This window comes from Paracoccus caeni (assembly GCF_016629665.1).
In the GTDB taxonomy this organism is placed as follows: domain Bacteria; phylum Pseudomonadota; class Alphaproteobacteria; order Rhodobacterales; family Rhodobacteraceae; genus Paracoccus; species Paracoccus caeni.
Genome location: NZ_JAEPRQ010000003.1, coordinates 464,023 through 489,663, shown reverse-complemented (window position 1 = coordinate 489,663; position 25,641 = coordinate 464,023). Strand labels below are relative to the sequence as shown.

The following is a 25,641-nucleotide window of genomic DNA, read 5'->3' as shown; positions in this document are numbered from 1 at the left end:
TAGCTGGAATGTCAAGCATTTTCAGCATCATTTGGCGGGAAAATCCTGTCAGAATAAGTTTCCAAAATTGGCTTTACGACATCGTTCGTTCTGTTGAGCTGCCTCTCTCTTGAGCCGTAAACTTTTTCTGCGATATCGCCGCTGGTATGCCCGCTGAAGGGATAGGCGATTTCCGTCGCAACGCCATGTGCGCGAAACTCATCGATAAGGCTATGACGCAGGCTATAGGTCACCTTCTCTGGATCAGTGATCTGTTTTCGAAACTGCTTCATGATCTTGGCGCTAACATTGCCAGCAGACGAATGGCCCTGCTTCCCAAAGAGAAAATCACTAGAGGCATTGCGCTTCGCAGCAGCTTGGGCAGCAGTCAGGGCGATCCCATAAAGCGGGACCCATCTAATAGATTCGGCCGTTTTTACACCCCGTTTATCTGAAGGTGTGATGCGAATGTGTGGTATGGGACCATCTAAATGCACATCCTGCATTCTCAATCCCTGAATTTCCGCCATGCGCCCACCGGTCATAGTTAAAACATCCCATATCTGTGTAATCTCCGGTTCACGGCTGGATTGAACTAGCTGCTCACGCACCATTTGAATTTCTTGGATAGACAAGGGCGAGCGCTTGCTAATCGCTGCTGATCCGATGGCTTTCTCCGGCATTTTCAGGCCAGAAAATGGGTTATCTAGATGGAAATCATTCTCTGAAAAATATACAGAAAACATTGATTTAATTACGTTATTCTCGCGCTCCACGCTAAGTGCTGATACCTTGCTTCGACGCCCATCACGCCAAATGCGGGCGTGTGCTTTTGTGAACAGCCGTATATCGTCGACCTCGGGAGCGGCCTCTCGCAACGCAGCAACTAATCGCTTCACCTCCTGCTGACGCTTCTGGTTGAATGTTCCTCTCAAACCTTCATAAACGCGAGCAAGATCATCAAAGGTGTGGTCTGAAACCACGACTCTTGAGCGCTTTGTTTTTTTCAAAGACGATAGATCGCCACCCGCATAGATCAGGGAATGGGTTTTCACCTTCATATCACGCGCAGCGGTTAGCGAAGCTGACGCGATCTTGCCGATGTCATCTATCCCTGCGGAGCTTCCTAGGTTTTTGACAGACCCAAGACTTACTTCGGTTTTATTACCGTCTGTGACAGCAATGAAGGTCCAGCTACAGGAACCGCCCTTCCGAACGCGAAGATAGAGGTTTTCACCGTCAGCATAGCGGCCAGCCTTTAGCCGTCCCCGCAGCGCGTCCTGAACGTCCCTAGCTGTGAGCAACCTAGAGTATCGTGGCATGCTTTTTCCCCCGACAGCGCCGTTAATCAGCTATGGCCTACTATTTGGCCTACTTCAACTTCGCAAATCCTCTCTCGGAGAGAGCGTTTAAAAATCAACGACTTAGTCAATTATTAACATAAGTGTATGATTTTGTGAAATAATTATAGGTCACGGGAATTTTTCAAAAAATTCTAGAGGCGATCTGAAGCCTCCTACCGCCGGAGCCAGTTTTTCATAGAAGCTACGTAATTAAGGAAGATGACCACCTTGCAAGGTGACATCTGGCCCGGGTTTTGCGTGATGTAACCCAGGTCACGTGGCGGGGCCGTCCAACGAAGGGCGCACGAATGCCCATCGCAACCCATCTCATACTTCGCAGGCATTACTATAGTTGGAGGCTAAAATCCGCGTTGCCCACGAGGTCATAAAGGACGAGCAGAAGAACCAGTTGCTATCTCGTTCGGACCCTGCCACCGCTCATTCCGCCCGCAGCATCCTCAACGCTGCCTGCACCTTCGGCGTGCGGTGCAGGTCCACATGCGTCACCAGCCATAACTGACTGTCCCATTCCTGCGGCCAGTCCAGCTTGACCAGCCCTGCGGTCCTCGATCTTGGCAACACGCCGATCGCCAGCCCCGCCCGGATCACTGCCTCGCGAGCGGCGCTTTCGCTGGCGACCATGACGATATTCTCGGGCCGCAATCGCTCGGCCAGCCAGCGCATGTAAGGGGCATTCCGACCCTCGACACCGTTCAGTGCAAAGCGGTGTCCGGTCACCCCCTTCACCTCACCATACCGGGCGAGATATTCGGGCGAGGCGTAAAGGCTATGCGTGTCGTGACGAAAATGCTGGACGACATAATCTGGCTCGGTCGGGCGATTGCCTGCGCGAATTGCAATATGCGCCTCGCCCACATCCAGCCTGAACAGGCGCGGATCAGTCAAATAAGTCAGCCGCAATGCTGGGTGATCCCGCATCAGCGCCACCAGTCGCGGTATCACCAAATCGTCCAGTTCGGCCAGAGAGGTCACGATCAGCTCGCCCTCGATCCGATCCCCGGTGCCGTGAATTTGTGACGCCATTTGCGCAAACCGCTCGGTCGCCTCAACACCGGTCTTGAGCAGGACCTGTCCCGCCTCTGTCAGCGCATAGCCGCGTGGATGACGCTGAAACAGCCGGGCGCCAAGCTGCTCCTCAAGCGCATCAATCCGCCGGATTACTGTCGCATGATGCACACCAAGAAGCTCTGCCGCACCACTGACGGTTCCCGCCCGCGCCACCGCCAGAGCTACCCGGATGTCATCCCAGTTGTCGATCTGCATTCGAGCTCACCACCTTTTGTGCGCTAGCGCACACACACTGCGCGCGAGACGGTCTTTTGTTCGAAAATATCCAGCCTTACATTCCCGTCAAGACAAACGGACATTGCGGAACCATCACCATGAACATTCTCCATCTCGACGCTGCCATCACCGGCGAAAACTCGGTCTCGCGCAAGCTGACGGCCGACATCGTCAACAAGCTGAAGGCCACGCATTCAAATGCGCATGTGGTCTATCGTGACCTGCACGAGGGCGTGCCCGCCATCGATGCGAACTGGTTCGCTGCCGTTCGCCTTGCGCCGCAAGATCCTACGCCCGCAGAGAAGGCATTGATCGCCACGTCAGACGCCTATCTGAAAGAGGTGCAGGATGCTGACGTGCTGGTCATCGGCTCGCCCATCTACAACTTCAACATTTCTGCGCAGTTGAAGAACTGGCTGGACCAGATTGCCCGCGCCGGTGTCAGCTTCCGCTACACAGAAGCCGGACCCGAGGGGCTGCTGAAAGGCAAGCGCGCCATTATCGCCTATTCCGCTGCCGGCACCCCCATCGGTTCCGAATATGACCACGCATCGGGCTATCTGCGCTTCATTCTGGGCTTCCTTGGCATTACCGACGTCGAATTCGTCGCTGCTGATCGGCTTGCGATGGACCGCGATGCAGGTCTGGCCCGCGCGCAGGAAGCGCTGGACAAGCTGGCTGCCTGACAGTTTTTCTGGCCGACGGGTTTTCCTTGTCGGCCAGAAAATTCTATGGATTTTCTAAATTAATTCATTTGGCGTTCCTGCTGGGCAAGCGATAGATGGCGGATATCTTCACGAACGGATTCGCGCCCATGTTCAAGCATCTCTTTATCGCCTGCCTCTCTCTGTCACTGCTCTCGCCGCTGTTCACTTCCGAGGTTCGGGCCCAAAGCTCTTTCGGGCGCAAGGAAACCACAGCGCCGCAGAACCTAGAGCAATGGACCGAACAAACCCTGCAAGCGTTTCGGCGCGCGCTGCGGCGATCGGATACCGCTCTGAATACGGTCGGGGCCAACCGCAACCATTCAACCATCGTTGCCATAACTATTGCCCGTGATGGCAGCGTGACCGATGTGCGTGTCGTGGAATCCAGCGGCAACCCGGCGATGGACGCAGCTTTCATCCGCCACTTCAGTGCAATCCGCGACATTCCCGCCTTTACGCCCGACATGAACGTGCCCAGCATTACATTGCCGTTGCCGATTGGAACCCGTCGCGGCTGACGCCTTGTCTGGCCGACCTGCGTTGACTCGCCGGTCGGTTTTGCCTATGTGATCCTGAACTCCCGGAAGGAACAGCCTTCCGGTCCCCGTCCGATACGGGGATCGCCCCCCGTCAGCGCGTTGCGCCCACGGGGGCAATATTGTTTTTCGCGGGCCCGTTCGGGTCGGCATCCGATTGGACCGAAGGAGGCCCGACCATGTTCGAGAACCTTTCCGACCGCCTTGGCGGCGTCTTCGACCGGCTCACCAAGCAAGGCGCCCTGTCCGAGGATGACGTCACCGCTGCCATGCGCGAAGTCCGCGTGGCGCTGCTGGAAGCCGATGTCTCGCTGCCGGTCGCGCGCAGCTTCGTCAAGGCAGTCACCTCAAAGGCCACCGGCGCTGCGGTCACCAAGTCGATCACCCCCGGCCAGCAGGTCGTGAAGATCGTCCATGACGAGCTGATCAAGGTGCTGCAAGGCGAAGGCGACCCCGACGCCCTGCGCATCGACAACCCGCCCGCGCCGATCCTGATGGTCGGACTTCAGGGCTCGGGCAAGACCACCACCACCGCCAAGCTGGCACTGCGCCTGAAGGATCGCGAAAAGAAGCGCGTCCTGATGGCCTCGCTGGATACCAACCGCCCCGCTGCGATGGAACAGTTGGCGATCCTCGGCCAGCAGATCGGCGTCGATACCTTGCCGATCGTGCCGGGCCAGACCGCCACTCAGATCGCGCAACGCGCCAAGCAGCAGGCCAATCTGGGCGGCTATGACGTCTATATGCTGGACACAGCCGGTCGCCTGCATATCGATCAGGTGCTGATGGATGAGGTGCAGGCGGTTCGCGATATCGCCCAGCCGCGAGAAACCCTGCTGGTGGTCGATGGCCTGACCGGGCAGGACGCCGTCAACGTCGCCACCGAATTCGACGGCAAGGTCGGCATTTCCGGCGTCGTTCTGACCCGGATGGACGGCGACGGCCGTGGCGGTGCCGCGCTGTCGATGCGCGCCGTCACCGGCAAGCCGATCCGCTTCGTCGGTCTTGGCGAGAAAATGGACGCGCTGGAAACCTTTGACGCGCAGCGGGTCGCGGGCCGCATCCTTGGCATGGGCGACATCGTCGCGCTGGTCGAGAAGGCGCAGGAAGTGCTGGAGGTCGAACAGGCCGAACGCATGATGAAGCGGTTCCAGAAGGGTCTGTTCAACATGAACGACCTCAAGGGCCAGCTTGAGCAGATGCAGAAGATGGGCGGCATGCAGTCGATCATGGGCATGATGCCCGGCATGCAGAAGATGGCCAAACAGGCCGAAGCTGCGGGCATGGACGACAGCGCCATCCGCCGTCAGGTCGCGCTGATCAACTCGATGACCAAGAAGGAACGCGCCAATCCCGACATGCTGCAGGCCAGCCGCAAGAAGCGGATCGCAGCGGGCGCCGGAATGGACGTCGCAGAGCTGAACCGCCTGCTGAAGATGCAGAAGCAGATGGCCGACACGATGAAAAAGCTCGGCAAAATGGGCAAGGGCGGCATGCTGAAACAGGCGATGCGCGCGATGACCGGCAAAGGCGGCGGCCTGCCCGACATGAATAACATGGACCCGGCGAAAATGGCCGAAGCCACGAAGATGTTGCAGGATCCGAAGGGTCTTGGCGGGCAATTGGGCAAGGCTGGCCTGCCCAGCGGCCTCTCGGGACTGTTCGGGAAGAAATAGAACGGCATGAGCTTCGCGGCACATACCCCTTTGCAGGAAGAGACGGCCCTCGCCTCTCTCGCGCCGGTTCTGGAGACCGAACGCCTGATCCTGCGTGCGCCGATCCTGTCGGATTTCGACAACTTTGCCGCCTTCTACGCCGACCCGCACAGCGAAGCTATCGGCGGCCCGATCAACCGGCAGGACGCATGGAGCGCCTTTGCCTCGGCCGCGGGCACATGGCTGCTGCGCGGCTATGGCTTTTGGGAAATCATCGACCGCCACAGCGGCACCAATATCGGTCGCGCGGGCATCTATCACCCTGATTTCTGGCCCGAGCCGGAATTGGGCTGGATGCTCTACGACAACAGCCATCAGGGCAAAGGTATCGCCTTCGAGGCCGCCATCGCAGCCCGCGACGGCGCAGCCCACCATTTCGGCATTACCCGGCCCATTTCCTCGATCACGGCCACAAATATCCGCTCGATCCGGCTGGCCGAACGTATGGGCGCGATTGCCGACGGCGAATGGCAAACCCCTTACGGCCCGATGCTGCGCTTCCGCCACGGGGTGATCGCATGACCACAATCGCCATCGACATCCCGATCCTTGAGACCGCAAACCTGATCCTGCGCGAACCCCGCGCGACCGATTGGGACGCCGTTCGCACCTTCGGCCTCTCCGACCGCTCGCGCTATATCGGCGGCCCGTTCGAGGAATGGCAGATCTGGACCTCGCTTCTGGCGCCCATCGGCCATTGGTTCATCCGCGGCTATGGCTTCTGGACGGTCGAGGACAAGGCCACCGGCGCGGTCGCCGGTCGTCTCGGCGTCGTCAATCACATCGACTGGCCGGAACCCGAACTGGGCTGGCAGGTCTATGAAGGCTTCGAAGGCAGGGGCATCGCCTATGAAGGCGCAATGGCTGCCCGCGATCACGCCCAGAACGTCATGGGCCTGGGCCCGCTGATCTCGCAGATCCACCCCGAGAACATCCGTTCGCGCCGCCTCGCCGAACGCATGGGCGCAACCTTCGAACGCGAAGGCAATGTGCGCGGCACCCCCTGCCTGATCTACCGCCACCCGAAGGAGCCGCAGGCATGACCCTCGGCCTCTTCTTCACGCAAATATCCCGCGGGGATCCGGGGGCGCGAAGCCCCCGGCGCTGCGGCCAGACGCCGGAGGCCCGCTGATGGACGCCGTGACCCGCGCCGCCGAATTGCTCAAGGAACACCGCGCCAGCATCGACCGGCTGGATGCGATCCTTGTCTATACGCTTGCCGAACGCTTCAAGCACACCCAATCCGTCGGCCATCTCAAGGCCGAACACGATCTTCCGCCCTCTGATCCCGCGCGCGAAGCGCAACAGATCGAGCGGCTGGAACGCCTCGCGCGCGAGGCCGACCTCGACCCGGAATTCGCGCGCAAATTCCTGAATTTCGTGATCGCCGAAGTCATAAGGCATCACGAAACCTTCCAATCGTAGGGTGGGGTTTCCCCCCACCATCCCCGCCATTTCAAAGGAGAAAAACAAATGGCTATGAAAATCCGTCTGGCCCGTGGCGGCTCGAAAAAGCGCCCGCATTATGCCGTCGTCGCAACCGATTCGCGCATGCCGCGCGATGGCCGTTTTCTGGAAAAGCTGGGCACCTATAACCCGCTTCTGCCGAAAGACAGCGAAGACCGCGTCAAGCTGAACATGGAGCGCGTTCAGTACTGGCTGAGCCAGGGCGCCCAGCCGACCGACCGCGTTGCCCGCTTCCTGGAAGCTGCTGGCGCCAAGGAAAAAACCGAGCGCAAAAACCTGAAAAAAGCCGAACCGGGCGCGAAAGCCAAAAAACGCGCTGAAGAAAAAGCTGCGAAAGCTGCGGCTCCGGTCGAAGAAGCTGCTGCTTCGGCTGAATAATCGAACCCTCAGGCCCGGCGTTCAGCCGGGCCTGAAATCCCTGATCGCCCATGTTCAAATTGTTCCGCCGCGCCATCTTCATCTTGCTGGTTTTCGTTGGCGGGATGCTTTTTGAACGTGCGCATCAGCAAGATCTTTGCGAAAAATCCGGAGGCGTCTGGCTGCGCGCCGGATATTGCGGCCAGATTATGCGGGGAACTTGACCAATGACTGACAAGATTTGCGTAGGCGCGATTGCCGGGGCCTTCGGGGTCCGTGGAGAGGTTCGCCTGAAAAGTTTCTGCACCGAACCCGCCGATATCGCCAATTACGGTCCTTTGACGACCGAGGACGGCAAGCGCAGTTTTACCGTCAAACTGACCCGCCCGGTTACCGGCGGGCTTGGCGCGCGGGTGTCGAACGTCAATACCCGCGAGGATGCCGAGGCGCTGCGGGGCATCACCCTTTGGGCATCCCGCGACGTGCTACCCTCGCTTCCCGACGATGAATTCTACCATGCCGACCTGATCGGGCTGGAGGTTGTGGATACTGGCGGGCAGGTGCTTGGCCGGGTCCGCGCAATCTTCGATCACGGCGCGGGCGATATTCTGGAAGTCATTGGCAAGGAACAGCTTTTGCTGCCTTTCACCCGCGCCGTCGTCCCCACCGTCGATCTGAAGGCCGGTCGCATTGTCGCCGATCCGCCGGAATCCGACGAGTGAGCGATACGCCCAAATCCCCGGAACCGAAGTCGCATGGGCGGCTGTCGATTTCGGCCAGCCTGCGCCCGCGCGAGTTGATGGCCGAGCCGCAGGTGAAAGGTGCCTGGACCGCCAGGATCATCACGCTTTTCCCCGAAGCCTTCCCCGGCATCCTTGGCCTGTCACTGACCGGCAAGGCGCTGGCTCAGGGGCTTTGGAACCTGCAAACCATCCCGCTGCGCGATTTCGGCATCGGCAAGCACCGCAATGTCGATGACACCCCCGCAGGTGGCGGCGCCGGCATGGTGCTGCGCGCCGATGTGATGGACGCGGCCCTGCGCGAGGCCCGGCAAGCCCCGCCAACCCCGATCATCTACATGTCGCCGCGCGGCAAGCCGCTGACACAGGCCCGCGCCCGCGCCTTGGCCGAAGGGCCGGGCGTGACCCTGATTTGCGGCCGGTTCGAGGGCGTGGATCAGCGGGTTCTGGACGCCCACGGCATCGAGGAAATCAGCATCGGCGACTATGTTTTGACCGGCGGAGAGATTGCGGCTCAGGTCTTGATCGATGCGACGGTTCGCCTTATACCGCGCGTGCTGGGGAATCAGGACTCTCTGGCCGAGGAATCCTTTTCCATCGGCAATCGGGGCCTTCTTGAAGCCCCCCAGTACACGAAGCCCGCCCTGTGGGAAGGTCGCGAGATCCCGGAAGTCCTGCTTTCCGGCAATCACGCGGCCATTCATGCTTGGCGTGCCAGTGAGGCCGAAAGGCTGACAAAGGAACGCCGCCCCGATCTGTGGCGGGCATATGCCGAAACGCATATGGACCCGGCAAAGGACCGACAGCTCTCGGGCGCATCAGACCAATCGCGGGATCACCGCGAGCATGACAAGGAAACATAGCGATGAACCTGATCGCCCAACTGGAAGCCGAGCAAATCGCCGAGCTTGGCAAGACCATCCCCGACTTCAAGGCCGGTGACACCGTCCGCGTCGGTTACAAAGTGACCGAGGGCACCCGGACCCGCGTGCAGAACTATGAAGGTGTCTGCATCTCGCGCAAAGGTGGCAACGGCATCGGCGCAAGCTTCACCGTCCGCAAAATCAGCTTCGGCGAAGGCGTCGAGCGCGTATTCCCGCTGTATTCGACCAATATCGATGCAATCGAAGTGGTCCGTCGCGGTAAAGTCCGTCGCGCCAAGCTGTATTACCTGCGCGACCGTCGCGGTAAATCGGCCCGTATCGCCGAGAAAACCAATTACCGTCCCCTCTCGGACGCGAAAGCCTGAGGAAGGTCGAACAGATGAAAAAAGATATCCACCCCGATTATCACACCATCTCGGTCAAGATGACCGACGGGACCACCTACGAGACCCGCTCGACCTGGGGCTCGGAAGGCGACACCATGTCGCTGGACATCGACCCGACCTCGCACCCGGCATGGACCGGCGGCTCGGCCAAGCTGATGGACACCGGCGGCCGCGTGTCGAAATTCAAATCGAAATATGCAGGCCTCGGCTTCTGATCGCCGCTGCCATTCGATACCAAAACGCCGCCCCTCGGGGCGGCGTTTTTCGTTTCAGAGGGGCGTGCCGCAGACCGGCAAGCGTAATGACGTAAGACCCTCAGGTGATCGCCCGCAACAGCCGCCTGCCCTGTATCGCGTTCACCGCCAGATACAGTGCAACACAGGCCACCGTCACGAACAGAAACTTCGCATCGTCCGAAATGCCCAACCGCGTTGCGGTGAACATCATGTGGACATGGAAGAAATAGGTAAAGGCCGCCATTCCGGCGATATGCCGCCCGTTCTCCCATCCGGGCGTGCCCAGTGCTGCCAGAAACAGCACCGGCGCGGCGATCAGCAGCGAGGCCATATTCTCAACCCCCGACATATTGCCTGCAATCGCATACCAGATCAGGCTTTCCCCCATGACCAGCGCCAGAGCAAGCGTGACCATCAGACCGCCGGGCTGCCAGTCATCCCGCTTCTTCCGCCACATCGCCAGCAGATAGCCAATGGCGAAATAGGGGAAAACAAAGAACACTCCGTTACGGAAGACTTTCACATCCAGTTCCGCCAGACCCGAGAGCACCACGAATTGCAGGCCCAGACCGATCGCCGCCAAAACGACCGCACCCACGGCAATGGCACGGGGAGACACCTGCATCCGCACCAGCCCGGCAAGGATCACGGCAGCAATCAAAATGCCCGGCAGATACCACAGGTGAAAGTATCCGAAGAACGCCATGCTCAACGCATCCTCGAATGTGTCGATCACCGGCAGATAGCGGGTCAGATAGATCGCCATCCACAACCCGTAAAGCGTCAGGATACGGCGCAGAAACAACCCCTCGCGCCCGCTGCGCACGGCATCAAGAAAGAAGTAACCCGAGATCAGCGCAAAGACTGGCACCGCCAAACGGTAAATCCCGTTCAGCAGCGTCTGTCTGAGGATTTCCGGCAGAATGTCGGGAAAGCCCGTATGGATTCCGATCACGAAGATCGCCAACAACATCCGCAATGGATCGACCGCACTGCTTCGATCGCCTGTAGCCGTCATGTCTTGTCCTTGGTCGCGTATTCGCTTCCCAACGGACAAATCGCGCCTCGGGTTCGGGGCTGGTTCCGTTACGCTCTGAAATCGGTGGAATTCTGCCGGAAACCGGCGCGGTTCAGGCGGCCTCTGCCCCCGGCTCGACCAGCGCGACGATATCCATCATGATCGTGTTGAGCTGAAAATCCTTGGGCGTATAGACCCTTGCAACGCCCATCTCGACCAGCCGCCTGGCATCCTCGTCGGGGATGATGCCGCCGACGATCACCGGGATATGGCCCAGCCCCTGATCCCGCATGCGCTGCATCGTATCTTCGATCAGTGGCAGATGACTACCTGACAGGATCGAAAGACCAACGACATGGGCATCCTCTTCCTGCGCGCGGGTCACGATCTGTTCTGGCGTCAGCCGGATACCCTCATAGGTGATGTCCATGCCGCAGTCGCGGGCGCGGAAGGCGATCTGCTCTGCACCGTTGGAATGGCCGTCCAAACCCGGCTTGCCGACCACGAATTTCAGCCGACGCCCCAACCGGCTGCTGACCGCATCCACCGCCTCGCGGATTTCCTCAAGCCCCTCGGTCCGGTTCGACGGGCTGGCCGAAACGCCGGTCGGGCCGCGATATTCGCCATGGACCTGCCGCATCACGCCCGCCCATTCGCCGGTCGTCGCCCCCGCTTTCGCCGCCGCGATAGAGGCCGGCATGATATTCGCACCTTTCTGTGCCGCAAGGCGCAGCGCGGCGAGGGCGGCCTCGACGGCCGCTTCGTCGCGAGCTTCGCGCCACGCACCCAGCCGGGCGATCTGATCCTCTTCCACCGCCGGATCGACGACCATGATCCCGCCATCCCCTGCCATCAGCGGCGAAGGCTCACCCTGCTGCCAGCGGTTCACGCCGACGACGATGGTTTCGTTCGATTCAATCTTGCCGAAGCGTTCGGCGTTCGATTCGACCAGCCGCGACTTCATATAGTCGATCGCCGCAATCGCTCCGCCCATCTCGTCCAGCAATGCCAATTCATCCCGCGCGCCCTGCTTCAGCTCTTCCACCTTGGCGGCGATCACCGGGTTGCCGTCGAAAAGATCGCCATATTCCAGCAAATCCGTCTCATAGGCGACGATCTGCTGCATCCGCAGCGACCATTGCTGATCCCATGGCCGGGGCAAACCAAGCGCCTCGTTCCATGCAGGCAATTGCACTGCCCGCGCCCGCGCATTCTTCGACAAGGTGACGGCCAGCATCTCCAGCAGAATACGATAGACGTTGTTCTCGGGCTGCTGCTCGGTCAGGCCAAGGCTGTTCACCTGCACTCCATAGCGGAAGCGGCGGTATTTCGGGTCGTTGATCCCGTATCGCTGGGCCGTGATCTCGTCCCACAACTCGGTAAAGGCGCGCATCTTGCACATCTCGGTGATGAAGCGGATGCCCGCATTCACGAAGAAGCTGATCCGTCCCACCATCGCCGGAAATTCATCGGACGGAACCTTGGTCTTCAGATCGTCCAGCACCGCAATCCCGGTCGCCAGCGCATAAGCCAGCTCCTGCTGCGGCGTCGCCCCGGCTTCCTGCAGATGGTAGGAACAGACATTCATCGGGTTCCACTTTGGCAGATGCTCGCGCGTATAGGCGGCAACGTCGGTGATCATCGCGAGCGATGGCTTCGGCGGGCAGATATAGGTGCCGCGCGACAGGTATTCCTTGATCAGATCGTTCTGAACCGTTCCCTGCAGCAGGGTGACATCCGCCCCCTGCTCTTCCGCGACGGCAATATACAGCGATAACAGCCACGGCGCCGTCGCATTGATCGTCATCGAGGTGTTCATCTGCTCCAGCGGGATCTGATCGAACAGCGACCGCATGTCGCCTAGATGGCAGATCGGCACGCCGACCTTGCCGACCTCGCCCCGCGCCAGAACGTGATCGCTGTCATAGCCGGTCTGCGTCGGCAGATCGAACGCCACCGACAGCCCGGTCTGCCCCTTCGCCAGATTGCTGCGATAAAGCGCGTTCGATTTCGCGGCTGTCGAATGGCCTGCATAGGTCCGAAACAGCCAAGGCTTTTCCTTCTCCGCCATCACGATCCTCGCAACAATCTTACGGTTGATGCGTTGATACAGAAATAAAGATACCCGGTCAACTCGCCGCGGCGCGGCAAAAATTTAGGCATAACGACATAATATTGCGCAGTAACATAAATCTTGATTGCATTATTGCGTCGTTGATTTTACGACTGCCTCACGCAGCATGAAACGATTCTGCGACGCGGCATTGACAGGAGAACCTGATGGCTCTGGACGCACCGACCCCGATCGCACCCTATGATGCGCCCGTGAAAGATCTCTATGAGGTCGGTGAGATGCCGCCTTTGGGTCATGTGCCGAAAAAGATGCACGCTTGGGCGATCCGGCGCGAACGTCATGGCGAACCCGAACAGGCGATGCAGCTTGAGGTCGTCGATACGCCGACGCTGGACAGCAATGAGGTGCTGGTTCTGGTGATGGCGGCGGGCGTTAATTACAACGGCATCTGGGCCGGTCTGGGCCAACCGATCAGCCCCTTTGACGGCCATGGCGCCGAATATCATATCGCCGGGTCCGATGCCTCGGGGATCGTCTGGGCGGTGGGCGACAAGGTCAAGCGCTGGAAGGTCGGCGACGAAGTCGTGGTCCATTGCAATCAGGACGACGGCGATGACGAGGAATGCAACGGCGGCGATCCGATGTACTCGCCCACGCAGCGCATCTGGGGCTATGAGACCCCGGATGGCAGCTTTGCCCAGTTCACCCGCGTCCAGTCGCAACAGCTTATGCAGCGCCCGCGTCACCTGACATGGGAGGAATCGGCCTGCTATACGCTGACGCTGGCCACAGCCTATCGGATGCTGTTCGGGCACGAGCCGCACGAGTTGAAACCGGGCATGAACGTTCTGGTCTGGGGTTCATCGGGCGGGCTTGGCTCTTACGCGATCCAGTTGATCAATGCGGCGGGCGGCAATGCGATCGGCGTCATCAGCGAAGAAGACAAGCGTGATTTCGTCATGGGCCTTGGGGCCAAAGGCGTCATCAACCGCAAGGAATTCAAATGTTGGGGCCAGTTGCCCAAGGTGAACACGCCCGAATACAAGGAATGGTTCACCGAGGCGCGCAAGTTCGGAAAGGCCATCTGGGACATCACCGGCAAGGGCAACAATGTCGATATCGTCTTCGAACATCCGGGCGAGGCGACCTTCCCGGTCTCGACCCTCGTGTGCAAAAAGGGCGGCATGATCGTGATCTGCGCCGGAACCACCGGCTTCAACTGCACCTTCGACGTGCGTTACCTGTGGATGCATCAGAAGCGCATTCAGGGCAGCCACTTCGCCCATCTGAAACAGGCCAGCGCCGCGAACAAGCTGATGCTGGAACGCCGTCTGGACCCCTGCATGTCCGAGGTGTTCCCCTGGGCCGAAATCCCGCAGGCGCATACGAAGATGTATCGCAACGAACACAAGCCGGGGAACATGGCAGTGCTGGTCCAGTCGCCGATCACCGGCCTGCGCACATTCGAGGACGCGCTGGACGCCCGCAAGGCCTGATCCGCGCCGCTATTCCGACAAAAAAGCCCGCCTTTCTGGCGGGCTTTTACTTTTATTGCACAAATTTACATCATTACCCATTCAATCTGCCTAAAATCGCAGCTAAGCGTTCCGAAAATGATGCGAAGGAGTGCAGAGTTGCCCCAGATCGATGACAAGCTGACCCCGATCTATGATGAAGTCATTCGCCGTAACGCCGGTGAGGCAGAGTTTCATCAGGCCGTCCGCGAGGTTCTGGAAAGCCTTGGCCGTGTCGTCGCCAAGCATCCCGAATATCTGGATAACGCGCTGATCGAGCGTATCTGCGAGCCCGAGCGTCAGATCATCTTCCGTGTTCCGTGGACCGACGACCAGAACCGGGTTCATATCAATCGTGGCTTCCGGGTGCAGTTCTCGTCGGCGATGGGCCCTTACAAGGGCGGGCTACGCTTTCATCCGTCGGTCAATGTCGGGATCATCAAGTTCCTTGGCTTCGAGCAGATCTTCAAGAACGCCCTGACCGGCCTGCCTATCGGCGGCGGCAAGGGCGGTTCGGATTTCGACCCCAAGGGCCGCTCGGATGCCGAGGTCATGCGCTTCTGCCAAAGCTTCATGACCGAGCTTTATCGCCATCTGGGCGAATATACCGATGTGCCCGCCGGTGACATCGGCGTCGGCGCGCGCGAGATCGGCTATATGTTCGGGCAATACAAACGCCTGACCAACCGTTACGAGGCAGGCGTGCTGACCGGCAAGGGCCTGTTCTACGGCGGCTCGCTGGCCCGCAAGGAAGCGACCGGCTATGGCAACACCTATTTCACCCGCGCCATGCTGCAGGTGGACGGACAGGATTTCGACGGCAAAACCGTCGTCGTCTCTGGCTCGGGCAATGTCGCGATCTACACCATCGAGAAGGTGCAGGAATTCGGCGGCAAGGTCATCGCCTGCTCGGACAGTTCTGGTTACATCGTTGACGAGGGCGGGATCGATCTGAAGCTGGTTCAGGAGATCAAGGAAGTCCGTCGCGGTCGCATTTCGGAATATGTGAGGCTGAAGGGGGAAGGCAGCGGCATCTATTTCGTGAAATCGGGCGATGGCAGCATCTGGGACGTGCCCTGCGACGTGGCCATGCCCTCGGCCACGCAGAATGAGCTGACCGGCAAGGATGCAAAGAAGCTGATTTCGAACAATGTGGTCGCGGTTGGCGAAGGGGCGAACATGCCCTGCACGCCCGAAGCAATCCGTCTGTTCCAGCAGGCAGGCGTGAAGTTCGGTCCCGGCAAGGCGGCCAATGCGGGCGGCGTCGCCACTTCGGCGCTGGAAATGCAGCAGAACGCCTCGCGCGACCGCTGGACGTTTGAGAAGACCGAAGCGAAGCTGGCCGACATCATGCGCGACATTCACGATAGCTGCTATTCGACGGCGGATGAGTTCGGCGCACCGGGCGATTACGTCACGGGTGCGAATATCGCGGGCTTCATCCGCGTTGCCGAACCGATGCTGGCCTTCGGCGTCATCTGATCGGATGATCGAAACTGAAAACCCGCCATCCCTGCGATGGCGGGTTTTGCGTCTCTGCGTGCAGCCTAAAAGAAGCTGTAGAAAATAGCGCTGATTGTCACCACCCCCGCGATGATGACGAAGATGTTCGACAACTGGTGCCGATACTTCGCCAGCGCGGGAACTTTGTAGATCGCATACATCGGCATCAGATATAGAATCGCGGCGATGACCGGCCCGGCCAGCATCTCGATCAGCCCAAGGATCGACGGGTTCAGAATCGCCGCGCCCCATGTGGTGAAGAAGATAAAGACGGCGATCCCCTGCTTCATCTTGCGATCCGACACCTTCGACGGATCTGGCATCACCGTGCCGCGCAGGATGCTTTGCATCCCCTCGGCGGCGCCAAGGTAATGCCCGAAGAAGGACGACACGATGGCAAGGAACGCCACTGCCGGGCCGAAATAGCTGACGAAGGGGCTGCCGTTCACATTCGCCAGATAGGACAGGATCGGCAGGTTCTGCGCCTTCGCCTCGGCCAGTTGCGCGGGCGACAGCGCCAGCACGCAGGAAAAGACGAACAGCATGACAAAGCCGACCAGCATGGCGGCGGTGTTGCGCAGGACCAGATCGGCCTTCACCGTGCCCTCATCCGCGCCGTAATGCCTGCGCATCGCCACCGCGAATTGCGAGATCGCCGGAGAGTGGTTGAACGAAAAGACCAGCACCGGCAGCGTCAGCCAGATCGTGCTGAGCGTCAGTCCCATCGGTGTCACCTCTCGCACCGAGGCAAGGTTCCATTCGGGGATCAGATACAGCGATACGAAAATCAGGATCGCGACCAGCGGATAGACCAGCCATTGCGTCACGATCAGCATGATCCACTGGCCGGCGATCATCACCAGCATCATCCCCGCCACCAGAAGCCCCGACAACAACCAGCGCGCGGGCGGGGTCATTCCCATCTGGTTCTCGATGAAGCTGCCGACGGTATTGGTGATGCCGACGCCATAGATCAGCACGATCGGATAGATCGCGAGGAAGTAGAGAACCGTCAGAAAGCGTCCGGCGGCGGGGCCGAAATGCTCGGTCACGACTTCGGTGATATCGGCATCCGGCCTGCTGCTGGAACAGACAAAGCGCGACAGCCCGCGATGCGACAGATAGGTCATCGGTCCGATCAGCAGTGCCATGATGACCAGCGGCCAGAAGCCACCGATCCCGGCATTGATCGGCAGGAACAGAATACCCGCGCCGACCGCGGTGCCGAACAGGCTGAGCATCCAGATCGTGTCGTAGCGGGTCCATGCCGCGGGGCTTGCTTCCGCGCGAGATGTGGCTTCCGTCGCATTGCTCATTGAAAAATCCCCCCTCTCAAACTCTGCTTCACCCGGAATGCCTACAATATAGACAAATCATCCAATAAGCGATGCGCATTCATCCCACCTTTCGCCCATCGCAAGCCACGCATATGGTGCGCGCATGACCACGCCCACGCTTTCCCCTGATCAGGCCGACGCCTGGGATTCCCTGGCCGAGACCTTTGCCGGTGCGGGCATCGATATCGTCTCCGAGGAATTGCAGCCGCCGCAACCGGGCAAGGGCCGGGTCGTGGCGGTGATCGGCAAGGCGGGCTCCGGCAAGACGCTGCTGCTGTCAGAAATCACCCGCGCGCTGCGCGCCGCCGGGGTCGAGTTGATCAGCGGCGATTACGAGGGCAAACGCCGCAAGGACCGCCGCAGCCTTGCGATCCTTGCGCCAACGAACAAGGCCGCATTCGTCCTGCGCACCCGTGGCGTGCCCGCAACGACAATCCACCGCATTCTCTACACCCCCGTCTATGACCCGGAATACGAACGGATCGCCGAATGGCTGACCGGAACCGGCGAGCGTCCGGTGATCGAAGGACTGACCGAAACCGCGCTGGACCGGGCGAAGGCGTTCTATGATCTGCATGCCTCGATCCCCGGCGCGCTGGCGGCGGCGGGGCTGCGCGGATCGGACTTTATCCGGGGCTGGAAACGGCGCGAGGACGGGCTGGATATCGGGCTGATCGACGAAGCCTCGATGCTGGACGAGAAGCAGTTCGACGATCTGCGGGAAATCTTTCCGGTTCTGGTGCTGTTCGGCGATCCGGCCCAGCTGGCTCCGGTCGGGCAATCCGGCGAAATGGTTTTTGACCGGCTGGCCGAGGGGCAGAAGCTGTTTCTCAGCCGCATTCACCGGCAGGCGGACGACAGCCCGATCCTTGATCTGGCGCATGCGCTGGCCGATGAGACGGTCGGCTTCGACGCTTTCGAGCGGCTGGTGCGCGAGGCGGCGTCCCGCGACGACCGGGTGATCTGGGCCGAGCGGGTGGAAAGCGATCTGATGGCGCGCAGCCCGGTTCTGGTCTGGCGCAATGCCACCCGCATCCGGTTGATCCACGCCTTCCGCACTGCTTTCGGCGCGCCGGGTGACGCGCTGCTGCCGGGCGAACCACTGATCTGCGACGGGTTGGAACTGCCGCTGAAACACCGCAAGAAGCGGATCGATCTGGAAGCGCGCGGACTGATCAAAGGCGCGCAGGTGGTTTATCTGGGGCCGGGAAAAAAGCCAGGCTTTTCACGCCTGCACGTCATCGGAGCCGAAGAGCCGCGTCTGTCGGCGGCCAGTATCGTCAAGATCGAAATGCCGGATGAGGAAGAGCCGTTCATCCCCTATGCGGCACGGATGGGGGCGGCTTTTCTGCACGGCGCGGCGGTGACGATCCACAAGGCGCAGGGCTCTCAATGGCCGGACGTGCAGGTCTTTGCACCCGACATCAGCGCCGCCGCTTGGTCGAACCGGACCGAGGCAGGGGTGCCGTTGTGGAAACGGCTGACCTATGTTGCAATCACGCGGGCGCAAAACCGGCTGTTCTGGGTGACGCGGGCGCGGCTGGCGAGGCCTGCGGGGCTGTTGTCCATCGATGATCTGGACGTGCCGGTTGCGCCCTTGGCGCTGGAAGAGGAAGCCGGGGAAATCTGAGGCGCGCGTTGCCTTTCGGTATTTGGGCAACGAAGAAGCGGCTATTTCCGGGGTTTCTGGCGGTCGATGGAGAGGCGCAGCGCCTCGATCAGCGCCTCTTTCGGCAAGCCGGTTTCGCGCGACAGGCGCATGATGCCGAAATGCACGCGGGCCAGTTCCTGATAAAAACGGGCAAAGCTGTAGTTGATCGAGGCGCCAACCAGCGCGCCGAAAACCGGGGCAGCTTGGGCGGCGAGTTTCTGGCCCATCGCGATTGACAGACGCGGGGCGACCTTGGAAATCAGCCCCTGAATCGTCTGGCCGGTGACCGAAAAGCGGACGGCCAGCAGGCCGAGATCGGAGCCGTCGTCATCCTCAAACGGACCAGCGGTGGCGAAGATACGCAGGCATTCCTTGCGGACCTCTTCATCTTCGGGATCGAGGCCATGCTCGGCGGCGATTTCCAGCATCGCGCGCAGCAGAAGCGTGATGGTGAAGGGCATCTCGATCAGTGCGCCGACGATGCCGCCCGCACCACCCGCCGCGCCGCTGACGGTCGAGGCGAGGCGGTTGAACCAGTCGCCCCGGTCGCGGACCAGTTTGCGCGAGCCTGAGGCGGCAGAGAAGGCGCGGTCAAGCGCGGCATGGGTGGCGCCGTCCAGCCTCGAACGGGCGAAATCCGGCAACCGCTCGATCAGACCTTCGGCGCTTGCTCCGATCCGGGAGAGGATTTCCATGCCGATGCCGCCCGCATCCAGATAGCGACGGGCGAGCCGGTCGATCTGGGCGTGGATGGTCGGGTCAGTGATCGGCGGCAGAATTGCCTGCGATTGCGGGACGGGCTTCGTCATCTTGCGGCTTCGCGACCTCCTTGCAGGGCTCAGCGGGCGTGATCGTTTCGGCATGGGCCATCGCGGCCAAGGCGTTGGGCGAACGTTCGCGCGTGACCGGGCCCGCCACGTCAACCCACGCGCCGGGGTGAAGTTCCAGTCCAAGGATGCGATCCGGGTTGGTCGGCGGTGGCATCTCGACCCCGGGTAGCTTGATGAAACCAAACCGCGAATAATAAGGCGCATCGCCGACCAGCAGCACCCTGCCCCAGCCGATGCTGGCCGCGCGGGCAAGGCTGTCGCGCATCAGCATTCCGCCCAGACCTTCGCCCTGCGCCGTCGGATGGACCGCGATAGGGCCAAGCAGCAGCGTCGCATGGCCGCCGACACGAACCGGCCAGAAGCGGATCGCCGCGACCACGATATTCGAGGGGTCGCGCAACACGAGGCAAAGCTCGGCCACTTTCGGCACGCCGTCGCGCAGGCGATACGAGGACAACGCCGTGCGGCCCGGCGCGAAGCACAAATCGTAGAGAGCCTCGACCTCGTATTCGTCGGCGGGCGTTTCGGGGCAGATCTCGTACATCGCGCCTCCATGGACTCGGCGGCGGATTAACACGATGGCGCGGCAGGTGAAACATTGCAGTAGCGGAAAAGCGGTGGCAGTTTGGGCGGGTTCTGGCAGGAGGCCCACATGTTCTATCGACCCGAAAATGGCCACGGCCTTCCGCATAATCCGTTCAACGCGATCATCGCGCCACGGCCCATCGGCTGGATCTCGACGCGCGGACGGCTGGGCGACAATCTGGCGCCCTATTCGTTCTTCAACGCGGTCGCCTATACGCCGCCGCAGGTCATGTTCGCCTCGACCAGCGGCAAACCGGATCGCAAGGGCAGCAAGGACAGCGTTGCGCAAATCATTGAATCCGGGGTGTTTTGTGTGAACATCGCCGGGGGTGATCAGCGGGACGACGTGAATGCCTCATCCGCGCCTCTGCCCGCCGGGGTCAGCGAGTTCGAGGAAGCCGGGATCGACGCGGCGGAATGTGAGTCGATCGATTGCCCGCGCGTGGCGCAGGCCATTGCAGCGCTGGAATGCCGGATGACCCGGGTTTTGCCCTTGGCGGGTGAGGCGAATTTCGTGGTGCTGGGCGTGGTGACCGGGGTGCATCTGCGCGAGGATTGTCTGATCGACGGGATCTTTGATCCGCGCGTAGCCGGTGGGTGGTTGGCGCGGTTGGGGCACAAGAATTACTGTGCCGTGACCGACCTTTTCGAGATGGAGCGTCCGCGCTGAGATGACAAAGACGGTCAGGGATTACATTCGCAGCATCGTGGATTTCCCGCATGAGGGGATCATCTTTCGCGACGTGACCACGCTGTTCTCTGATCCGCGCGGCTTTCGCATGGCGGTGGATCAGTTGCTGGCGCCCTATGCCGGGATGCGGATCGACAAGGTGGTCGGCCTTGAGGCGCGCGGCTTCATTCTGGGCGGGGCTGTGGCGCATCAGTTGTCCACGGGATTCGTGCCGGTCAGGAAGAAGGGAAAGCTGCCGGGCGCTGTGATTTCAGAGGCTTACACCCTGGAATATGGCGAGGCAGTGGTTGAAATCCACGACGACGCCCTGCAGCCGGGAGAGCGGGTTTTGATCGTCGATGACCTGCTGGCGACAGGTGGAACCGCCGAGGCGGGGATCAAACTTTGCACGCGCTTGGGCGCGGAAGTCGTCGGTTGCGCCTTTGTGATCGATCTGCCGGATCTGGGCGGGCGGACGCTGCTGGAAGGGCTGGGCTATGAGGTTCATGCGCTGACCAGTTTCGAAGGAGCATGAGCGGCGCAACGGACTGCGAGCGTTGCTTTGGGTATTTTCGCAACGAAGAAATCGAATGGTGGAAATGTCCAGCATTTGCTGGGAATTTGACTGCACAGAGCGTGCACCGGGCGAGCACAGGATGTACACAGCCTGTACACCGCTTGCGAACGGTAGGTGTTGCGTGAGGGTGCGCGGACAGGCCGAAAGCGGTCGCCCTGCATGAGCGTGCTTGATGGTTTTCGACATGAGGCGGCTTTTCCGTTCTACCGCTATTTCAGTGATGCAGACGAATATGCCGGAGCGAAACGATACTGGGTCGCGGTTGTGAACGCGGTTCCGTCTTTCAGCGATCCGGACTGGACGGTCATTCCTGAAACGATGCCGCTGCAAGATGATATGCGGTCCGGCAGGATGTTATGGCTTGAAGCGACGGACGGCGGGAAACAGATCATGCTGTTCGTATCGAATGTCGAGGGTGCCGCGCGGGAGATGATGCACGACAATTGCGGGATAGATCCCGAAGAAGAGGGCGAGCTTCGCGCCCTCTTTGGAGAGGATTTCCCGATCACCGATGCGATGCGACTTCCGTTGTCTTATGCGGAGGCGCTGAAAACAGCCGAGGAGCAGCATTCGGGTTCCCCGGTCAGGACATGGGTGGAATTGCTTGCGCCATGGTCGGAGGGGGACGAGCCTGTCGAACGGCTTTATCTGACCGCAGAGATATCGGACGAAGCAGAGTTGCTTGCGCTGCGGGCGCTGGATTTGTTCATGCAGCCCGGCGCGGGCTTGGCGCGGGTGAATGCGGTCTTTTCGCCTGAGGCTTGATTAACCGCGCTGCCGGACAGAGGACGTCATCAGCGGTGGGAGGTCCGTCGCGTTTCCTTGGTCGCGCCGGTCAGGTCGGGAAGATCACACCGGGATTCATGATGCCCTTCGGGTCCAGCGCCGCCTTGACCGCGCGCATGGCGGCAAGGCGGGCGGGGTCGGCCCAGCGGGCAAGATCGGCGGCTTTCAGGCGACCAATGCCGTGTTCGGCAGAGAACGAACCGCCGCGAGACACCACCATTTCGTGGATCGCACGCGACAGATCCTTGCGGATCGGGTCATATTCGTCGCGCGAGCGGCCCTCGGCAGGGAAGAGGTTGAAGTGCAGGTTGCCGTCGCCCAGATGGCCGAAGCAGTTGATCCGCATGTCGCCCTGTGCCGACAGCATGGCGGTGGCGTCAGTGATGAAGCGGGCGATTTCGGACAGAGGCAGGCTGATGTCATGGCTGGCAATGGCGCCGATCTGGCGATTGGCGTCGGGGATGGTTTCGCGGATGTTCCACAGATCCGTCGATTGCTGCCCGGATTGCGAGATGACGCCGTCGCTGACCAGACCGCTTTCGGCGCCGTCCACGAACAGCGCCTCTAGCGCCTCGTCGGCGGAAAGACCGGTGGGCAGGCCGACTTCGATCAGGACCAGCCAGTCGGGACGGTCGGCGAAGGGTTGGCGCAGGTCGGGGAAAGCGGTGTCGAGGAAGCGCAGCCCCTGCCCCGAAATCAGTTCGAACGCGGTGACGCAGCCCGCCATGCGCGATTGTGCAAGCGCCAGCAGGGAAAGGGCGGCGGCGGGGCTTTCGACGACCATCATGGCGGTGCCGATCTCGGGCGGGATCGGAGCCATGACCAGCGAGGCGGCGGTGATGACCCCAAGCGTGCCCTCGGCCCCGATCAGAAGGTCGCGGAGGTCGTAGCCGGTATTGTCTTTGCGCAGGCGTTTCAGGTCGTGGATGATCTCGCCCGAGGGCAGGACGGCCTCGACCCCAAGGCAGAGGGCGCGGGCATTGCCATAGCGCAGGACGTTGACGCCGCCTGCATTGGTGGAAAGCACACCGCCGATCTGGGCGGTGCCTTGCGAGGCGAGCGACAGGGGGAACTGACGGCCCGCGGTCGATGCCGCGTCGCGGGCCTGTTGCAGGGTGCAGCCCGCCTCGGCCAGAAGGACGTTTTCCTCGGGAAAGATGGCGCGGATCGCGGTCATTCGTTCAAGCGACAGGATCAGCGGTGCGGGGCCGTCGGGCATAACTTGACCGCCGACAAGGCCGGTGCCGCCGCCGCGCGTGACGATGGCGACATTGGCCTCGGCGCAGGCGCGGATGATGGCGGCGGTTTCCGCGGCATCATGGGGCGCGGCGATCAGCCCGGCTTGGCCGTGAAAGCGGCTGCGCGGTTCTTCGAGATAAGCGGGGGTGATGTCGCGAAGGGTGCCCTGCGGGAGCTTTTTGGCCAGGGATTGATCGGCGGGGTTATGCATCAAGAGGTTCCTTGGCGGTTGTGGGGTCGCTTGTCAGAGATGAGGGCAGAGGTCAGCCGCGGATGGGCACGGCGACAGTTGTATCCGGGCGCTTTATGGTGCCGCACCGTCGAACAGATCTGTAGCGCGGGACGGTGACGAGGTGCCCGGCCGGTTGGGTACTGTTACTTCGAGGGGGTTGCGGGTCAGCGCGCATCGGTGCGCCCCCTGCGGTCGCTGCGCAGGTTGGCGTAGAGGACGTGGTTCCGCCAGCGCCCGTCGATCTGCAGATAGCTTTGCGCGACGCCTTCGTATTTGAAGCCGGACTGCTCCAGCACACCACGAGAGGCGGCGTTTTCGGGCAGGCAGGCGGCCTCGATCCGGGACAGGTCCATCGTCGTGAAAGCGTGGTGGACCAGAACGCCGATGGCTTCGCGCATATAGCCTTGGCGCGCGAAGGGCTGGCCGACCCAATAGCCGATGGTGCCGGACTGGGCCGGACCGCGGCGGATATTGTCCAAGGTGATCGCGCCGACCAGCACGCCATCACGGCGCACCAGAAACAGCGGCAGCGCGGTGCCGCCGCGACTGGCGCGGGCGGCCCAATAGACGCGGTTGGTGAAACTTTTGCGGGACAGGTGGTCCGGCGCCCAGACCGGCTCCCACGGGGTCAGGAAATCGCGGCTGGTCGAGCGCAGGGCCGTCCAGGCCATGTAATCGGAATGCGCGGGCAGGCGAAGCACGATCCGCTCGGCTTCAAGCCTGACCGGACGGCGACGCATGAACATCAGGCGGCGAGCCTTTGCGCCAGTTTCTCAAGCGACGGCGCGGATTTCACCGGGCCGTAAAGAGCCAGCGCCGGTTTCGCGGTCTGGATCAGCCTTGCGGCGTGGTCGCGGATTTCGGCCATGCTGACCGAGGCCAGACGCTCGGCCACCTCAGCCGGATCGGGAATGCGGCCCCAGATCGCCAGCGTCCGCGCCATCCGTTCCGCCTGCGAGGTCGGACTTTCCAGCGCCATCAGCATGCTGGCGCGCAACTGCGCCTTGGACCGAACCACCTCGGCCTCGGTCAGATCCTCGGCAGCGCGGCGGATTTCGTCGATGGTCAGGTTGGCAAGATCGGCAATGTCTTCCGCGCCGGTGCCTGCATAGATCGTCAGCATCCCGGTATCGTCATGAAAGCCGGACTGGGCGAAGATCGTATAGCAAAGCCCGCGTTCCTCACGGATTTTCTGGAAGAGGCGCGAGGACATGCCACCGCCAAGCGCGGACGAGAAAATCTGCGCGGCGTAGAAATCGGGGGCGAGATAGCCCGGCCCTTCCAGCGCCAGCGCGAAATGCGCCTGCTCCAGCTTCTTGACCTTGCGGGTTTCAAGACCGCGCCACTGTGCCGCCTCACGCACGGCCTGATGGACCGGGGACAGGTGACCAAAGGCGTTCTCGGCCAGACGGACGATCGCCTCGTGATCGACCGCACCGGCGGCGGCCACGATCATCTGGCCGGGGCCGTAGTTTTCGGCAACGAAGCCCGAAAGATCGGTCTTCTTGAAGCTGCTGACACGCTCGGCCGGGCCAAGGATGGTGCGGCCCATTGCCTGATCGGGATAGGCGGCCTCTTGCAGCCAGTCGAAGATGATGTCGTCGGGCGTGTCCATCGACTGCCCGATTTCCTGCAGGATCACGCCGCGCTCCACCTCGATCTCGCGCTCGTCGAAGATCGGGTTCAGCACGATGTCGGAAATCACGTCAAAGCCAAGTGCCACATCGGCCTCTAGCACGCGGACGTAATAGGCGGTTGTGTCGCGCGAGGTATAGGCGTTGATATAGCCGCCCACATCCTCAATCGCCTCGGCGATTTGCAGGGCGGTGCGGGTCGCGGTGCCTTTGAACGCCATGTGTTCAAGGAAATGGGCGATGCCGTTCTGTTCAAGCCGCTCGTTGCGGCCGCCCGCGCTGACCCAGATGCCAAGCGCGGTGGAATGCAGGCCCGGCATGTGGCGGGTGGCGACA

26 protein-coding genes and 1 pseudogene are annotated in these 25,641 nt (G+C 61.3%); 17 read left to right on the top strand and 10 right to left on the bottom strand.

Going from position 1 to position 25,641, the window contains the following annotated elements:
- Positions 1-11 precede the first annotated feature (11 nt).
- Positions 12-1,301: an integrase family protein gene (locus tag JJJ17_RS11895; RefSeq protein ID WP_200686630.1), complete on the bottom strand. Its 1,290-nt coding sequence runs from the start codon at positions 1,299-1,301 to the stop codon at positions 12-14.
- A 459-nt stretch (positions 1,302-1,760) separates the two neighbouring features.
- Complete coding sequence (locus JJJ17_RS11890) at positions 1,761-2,606, bottom strand: LysR family transcriptional regulator (protein WP_200686628.1); 846 nt, start codon at positions 2,604-2,606, stop codon at positions 1,761-1,763.
- Between the two features lie 119 nt (positions 2,607-2,725).
- Between JJJ17_RS11890 and JJJ17_RS11885 the strand changes: the two genes are divergently transcribed.
- The 11 genes from JJJ17_RS11885 to rpmE all read left to right on the top strand — a co-directional run bounded on the left by JJJ17_RS11885 (position 2,726) and on the right by rpmE (position 9,634).
- Positions 2,726-3,313, top strand: coding sequence for an FMN-dependent NADH-azoreductase (locus tag JJJ17_RS11885; protein WP_200686626.1), 588 nt, complete (start codon positions 2,726-2,728; stop codon positions 3,311-3,313).
- Between the two features lie 128 nt (positions 3,314-3,441).
- Positions 3,442-3,852: a TonB family protein gene (locus JJJ17_RS11880; RefSeq protein ID WP_200686624.1), complete on the top strand. Its 411-nt coding sequence runs from the start codon at positions 3,442-3,444 to the stop codon at positions 3,850-3,852.
- A 197-nt stretch (positions 3,853-4,049) separates the two neighbouring features.
- The gene (ffh, locus tag JJJ17_RS11875; protein WP_200686622.1) at positions 4,050-5,546 is read left to right on the top strand and encodes a signal recognition particle protein; all 1,497 of its coding nucleotides are present in this window, start codon (positions 4,050-4,052) and stop codon (positions 5,544-5,546) included.
- 6 nt (positions 5,547-5,552) lie between these two features.
- On the top strand, positions 5,553-6,107 hold the full coding sequence (locus JJJ17_RS11870) for a GNAT family N-acetyltransferase (protein ID WP_200686621.1): 555 nt from the start codon (positions 5,553-5,555) through the stop codon (positions 6,105-6,107).
- Entirely contained in the window at positions 6,104-6,628 is a 525-nt protein-coding gene (locus tag JJJ17_RS11865; RefSeq protein ID WP_200686620.1) for a GNAT family N-acetyltransferase, read from the top strand. The genes JJJ17_RS11870 and JJJ17_RS11865 overlap by 4 nt, the downstream gene beginning before the upstream one ends.
- 85 nt (positions 6,629-6,713) lie before the next feature.
- Complete coding sequence (locus JJJ17_RS11860; RefSeq protein WP_200686791.1) at positions 6,714-7,010, top strand: chorismate mutase; 297 nt, start codon at positions 6,714-6,716, stop codon at positions 7,008-7,010.
- A gap of 48 nt (positions 7,011-7,058) precedes the next feature.
- Complete coding sequence (rpsP, locus tag JJJ17_RS11855; RefSeq protein WP_200686619.1) at positions 7,059-7,430, top strand: 30S ribosomal protein S16; 372 nt, start codon at positions 7,059-7,061, stop codon at positions 7,428-7,430.
- 206 nt (positions 7,431-7,636) lie between these two features.
- Complete coding sequence (gene rimM, locus JJJ17_RS11850; protein WP_200686617.1) at positions 7,637-8,131, top strand: ribosome maturation factor RimM; 495 nt, start codon at positions 7,637-7,639, stop codon at positions 8,129-8,131.
- Complete coding sequence (gene trmD / locus JJJ17_RS11845; protein ID WP_407673354.1) at positions 8,128-9,012, top strand: tRNA (guanosine(37)-N1)-methyltransferase TrmD; 885 nt, start codon at positions 8,128-8,130, stop codon at positions 9,010-9,012. The genes rimM and trmD overlap by 4 nt, the downstream gene beginning before the upstream one ends.
- A 2-nt stretch (positions 9,013-9,014) precedes the next feature.
- Entirely contained in the window at positions 9,015-9,398 is a 384-nt protein-coding gene (rplS, locus tag JJJ17_RS11840; protein ID WP_200686615.1) for a 50S ribosomal protein L19, read from the top strand.
- A gap of 14 nt (positions 9,399-9,412) precedes the next feature.
- Complete coding sequence (rpmE, locus tag JJJ17_RS11835; protein ID WP_200686613.1) at positions 9,413-9,634, top strand: 50S ribosomal protein L31; 222 nt, start codon at positions 9,413-9,415, stop codon at positions 9,632-9,634.
- Between the two features lie 100 nt (positions 9,635-9,734).
- Here rpmE and JJJ17_RS11830 read toward each other — a convergent pair whose 3' ends face one another.
- The gene (locus JJJ17_RS11830) at positions 9,735-10,673 is read right to left on the bottom strand and encodes an acyltransferase family protein (protein WP_200686611.1); all 939 of its coding nucleotides are present in this window, start codon (positions 10,671-10,673) and stop codon (positions 9,735-9,737) included.
- A 112-nt stretch (positions 10,674-10,785) separates the two neighbouring features.
- The gene (locus JJJ17_RS11825; RefSeq protein ID WP_200686608.1) at positions 10,786-12,744 is read right to left on the bottom strand and encodes a protein meaA; all 1,959 of its coding nucleotides are present in this window, start codon (positions 12,742-12,744) and stop codon (positions 10,786-10,788) included.
- A 209-nt stretch (positions 12,745-12,953) separates the two neighbouring features.
- Here JJJ17_RS11825 and ccrA point away from each other — a divergent pair, with 209 nt between their 5' ends.
- Both ccrA and gdhA read left to right on the top strand, forming a co-directional pair.
- Positions 12,954-14,243, top strand: a complete 1,290-nt coding sequence (gene ccrA, locus JJJ17_RS11820) for a crotonyl-CoA carboxylase/reductase (protein ID WP_200686606.1) — start codon at positions 12,954-12,956, stop codon at positions 14,241-14,243.
- Between the two features lie 138 nt (positions 14,244-14,381).
- A complete protein-coding gene (gene gdhA / locus JJJ17_RS11815; RefSeq protein WP_200686604.1) occupies positions 14,382-15,743 on the top strand; it encodes an NADP-specific glutamate dehydrogenase in 1,362 nt (453 codons plus the stop codon).
- Positions 15,744-15,808: 65 nt separating this feature from the next.
- Here gdhA and JJJ17_RS11810 read toward each other — a convergent pair whose 3' ends face one another.
- The gene (locus JJJ17_RS11810) at positions 15,809-17,080 is read right to left on the bottom strand and encodes an aromatic amino acid transport family protein (protein WP_200686602.1); all 1,272 of its coding nucleotides are present in this window, start codon (positions 17,078-17,080) and stop codon (positions 15,809-15,811) included.
- 124 nt (positions 17,081-17,204) lie between these two features.
- On the opposite strand from JJJ17_RS11810, the gene JJJ17_RS11805 reads away from it, so the two are divergent.
- Positions 17,205-18,731, top strand: a complete 1,527-nt coding sequence (locus JJJ17_RS11805; RefSeq protein ID WP_200686600.1) for an ATP-dependent DNA helicase — start codon at positions 17,205-17,207, stop codon at positions 18,729-18,731.
- Positions 18,732-18,772: 41 nt separating this feature from the next.
- Here JJJ17_RS11805 and JJJ17_RS11800 read toward each other — a convergent pair whose 3' ends face one another.
- Positions 18,773-19,561, bottom strand: coding sequence for an EcsC family protein (locus JJJ17_RS11800; RefSeq protein ID WP_200686598.1), 789 nt, complete (start codon positions 19,559-19,561; stop codon positions 18,773-18,775).
- 85 nt (positions 19,562-19,646) lie between these two features.
- Positions 19,647-20,126 (bottom strand): annotated as a pseudogene (locus JJJ17_RS11795) (GNAT family N-acetyltransferase); the annotation flags it as partial.
- Between the two features lie 108 nt (positions 20,127-20,234).
- On the opposite strand from JJJ17_RS11795, the gene JJJ17_RS11790 reads away from it, so the two are divergent.
- The 3 genes from JJJ17_RS11790 to JJJ17_RS11780 all read left to right on the top strand — a co-directional run bounded on the left by JJJ17_RS11790 (position 20,235) and on the right by JJJ17_RS11780 (position 22,179).
- Complete coding sequence (locus JJJ17_RS11790; RefSeq protein ID WP_200686594.1) at positions 20,235-20,837, top strand: flavin reductase family protein; 603 nt, start codon at positions 20,235-20,237, stop codon at positions 20,835-20,837.
- 1 nt (position 20,838) lies between these two features.
- A complete protein-coding gene (locus JJJ17_RS11785) occupies positions 20,839-21,372 on the top strand; it encodes an adenine phosphoribosyltransferase (protein ID WP_200686592.1) in 534 nt (177 codons plus the stop codon).
- A 201-nt stretch (positions 21,373-21,573) separates the two neighbouring features.
- Complete coding sequence (locus JJJ17_RS11780) at positions 21,574-22,179, top strand: hypothetical protein (protein ID WP_200686590.1); 606 nt, start codon at positions 21,574-21,576, stop codon at positions 22,177-22,179.
- A 70-nt stretch (positions 22,180-22,249) separates the two neighbouring features.
- Here JJJ17_RS11780 and JJJ17_RS11775 read toward each other — a convergent pair whose 3' ends face one another.
- The 3 genes from JJJ17_RS11775 to JJJ17_RS11765 all read right to left on the bottom strand — a co-directional run bounded on the left by JJJ17_RS11775 (position 22,250) and on the right by JJJ17_RS11765 (position 25,625).
- The gene (locus JJJ17_RS11775) at positions 22,250-23,650 is read right to left on the bottom strand and encodes an FAD-binding oxidoreductase (RefSeq protein WP_200686588.1); all 1,401 of its coding nucleotides are present in this window, start codon (positions 23,648-23,650) and stop codon (positions 22,250-22,252) included.
- A gap of 185 nt (positions 23,651-23,835) precedes the next feature.
- Positions 23,836-24,417 carry a GNAT family N-acetyltransferase gene (locus JJJ17_RS11770; protein WP_200686586.1) on the bottom strand — a complete coding sequence of 194 codons (582 nt, stop codon included), beginning with the start codon at positions 24,415-24,417 and terminating at the stop codon, positions 23,836-23,838.
- A complete protein-coding gene (locus tag JJJ17_RS11765; protein ID WP_200686787.1) occupies positions 24,417-25,625 on the bottom strand; it encodes a M16 family metallopeptidase in 1,209 nt (402 codons plus the stop codon). Before JJJ17_RS11765 ends, JJJ17_RS11770 begins: the two co-directional genes overlap by 1 nt.
- Between the last annotated feature and the right edge of the window lie 16 nt (positions 25,626-25,641).

What these genes read in the sequence shown, in the direction of transcription:
- JJJ17_RS11895 (WP_200686630.1), bottom strand. Translation starts at nt 1,301, where the DNA reads ATGCCACGATACTCTAGGTTGCTCACAGCTAGGGACGTTCAGGACGCG.
- JJJ17_RS11890 (WP_200686628.1), bottom strand. Translation starts at nt 2,606, where the DNA reads ATGCAGATCGACAACTGGGATGACATCCGGGTAGCTCTGGCGGTGGCG.
- JJJ17_RS11885 (WP_200686626.1), top strand. Translation starts at nt 2,726, where the DNA reads ATGAACATTCTCCATCTCGACGCTGCCATCACCGGCGAAAACTCGGTC.
- JJJ17_RS11880 (WP_200686624.1), top strand. Translation starts at nt 3,442, where the DNA reads ATGTTCAAGCATCTCTTTATCGCCTGCCTCTCTCTGTCACTGCTCTCG.
- ffh (WP_200686622.1), top strand. Translation starts at nt 4,050, where the DNA reads ATGTTCGAGAACCTTTCCGACCGCCTTGGCGGCGTCTTCGACCGGCTC.
- JJJ17_RS11870 (WP_200686621.1), top strand. Translation starts at nt 5,553, where the DNA reads ATGAGCTTCGCGGCACATACCCCTTTGCAGGAAGAGACGGCCCTCGCC.
- JJJ17_RS11865 (WP_200686620.1), top strand. Translation starts at nt 6,104, where the DNA reads ATGACCACAATCGCCATCGACATCCCGATCCTTGAGACCGCAAACCTG.
- rpsP (WP_200686619.1), top strand. Translation starts at nt 7,059, where the DNA reads ATGGCTATGAAAATCCGTCTGGCCCGTGGCGGCTCGAAAAAGCGCCCG.
- rimM (WP_200686617.1), top strand. Translation starts at nt 7,637, where the DNA reads ATGACTGACAAGATTTGCGTAGGCGCGATTGCCGGGGCCTTCGGGGTC.
- rplS (WP_200686615.1), top strand. Translation starts at nt 9,015, where the DNA reads ATGAACCTGATCGCCCAACTGGAAGCCGAGCAAATCGCCGAGCTTGGC.
- rpmE (WP_200686613.1), top strand. Translation starts at nt 9,413, where the DNA reads ATGAAAAAAGATATCCACCCCGATTATCACACCATCTCGGTCAAGATG.
- JJJ17_RS11830 (WP_200686611.1), bottom strand. Translation starts at nt 10,673, where the DNA reads ATGACGGCTACAGGCGATCGAAGCAGTGCGGTCGATCCATTGCGGATG.
- JJJ17_RS11825 (WP_200686608.1), bottom strand. Translation starts at nt 12,744, where the DNA reads ATGGCGGAGAAGGAAAAGCCTTGGCTGTTTCGGACCTATGCAGGCCAT.
- ccrA (WP_200686606.1), top strand. Translation starts at nt 12,954, where the DNA reads ATGGCTCTGGACGCACCGACCCCGATCGCACCCTATGATGCGCCCGTG.
- JJJ17_RS11810 (WP_200686602.1), bottom strand. Translation starts at nt 17,080, where the DNA reads ATGAGCAATGCGACGGAAGCCACATCTCGCGCGGAAGCAAGCCCCGCG.
- JJJ17_RS11805 (WP_200686600.1), top strand. Translation starts at nt 17,205, where the DNA reads ATGACCACGCCCACGCTTTCCCCTGATCAGGCCGACGCCTGGGATTCC.
- JJJ17_RS11800 (WP_200686598.1), bottom strand. Translation starts at nt 19,561, where the DNA reads ATGACGAAGCCCGTCCCGCAATCGCAGGCAATTCTGCCGCCGATCACT.
- JJJ17_RS11790 (WP_200686594.1), top strand. Translation starts at nt 20,235, where the DNA reads ATGTTCTATCGACCCGAAAATGGCCACGGCCTTCCGCATAATCCGTTC.
- JJJ17_RS11785 (WP_200686592.1), top strand. Translation starts at nt 20,839, where the DNA reads ATGACAAAGACGGTCAGGGATTACATTCGCAGCATCGTGGATTTCCCG.
- JJJ17_RS11780 (WP_200686590.1), top strand. Translation starts at nt 21,574, where the DNA reads ATGAGCGTGCTTGATGGTTTTCGACATGAGGCGGCTTTTCCGTTCTAC.
- JJJ17_RS11775 (WP_200686588.1), bottom strand. Translation starts at nt 23,650, where the DNA reads ATGCATAACCCCGCCGATCAATCCCTGGCCAAAAAGCTCCCGCAGGGC.
- JJJ17_RS11770 (WP_200686586.1), bottom strand. Translation starts at nt 24,417, where the DNA reads ATGTTCATGCGTCGCCGTCCGGTCAGGCTTGAAGCCGAGCGGATCGTG.
- JJJ17_RS11765 (WP_200686787.1), bottom strand. Translation starts at nt 25,625, where the DNA reads ATGCCGGGCCTGCATTCCACCGCGCTTGGCATCTGGGTCAGCGCGGGC.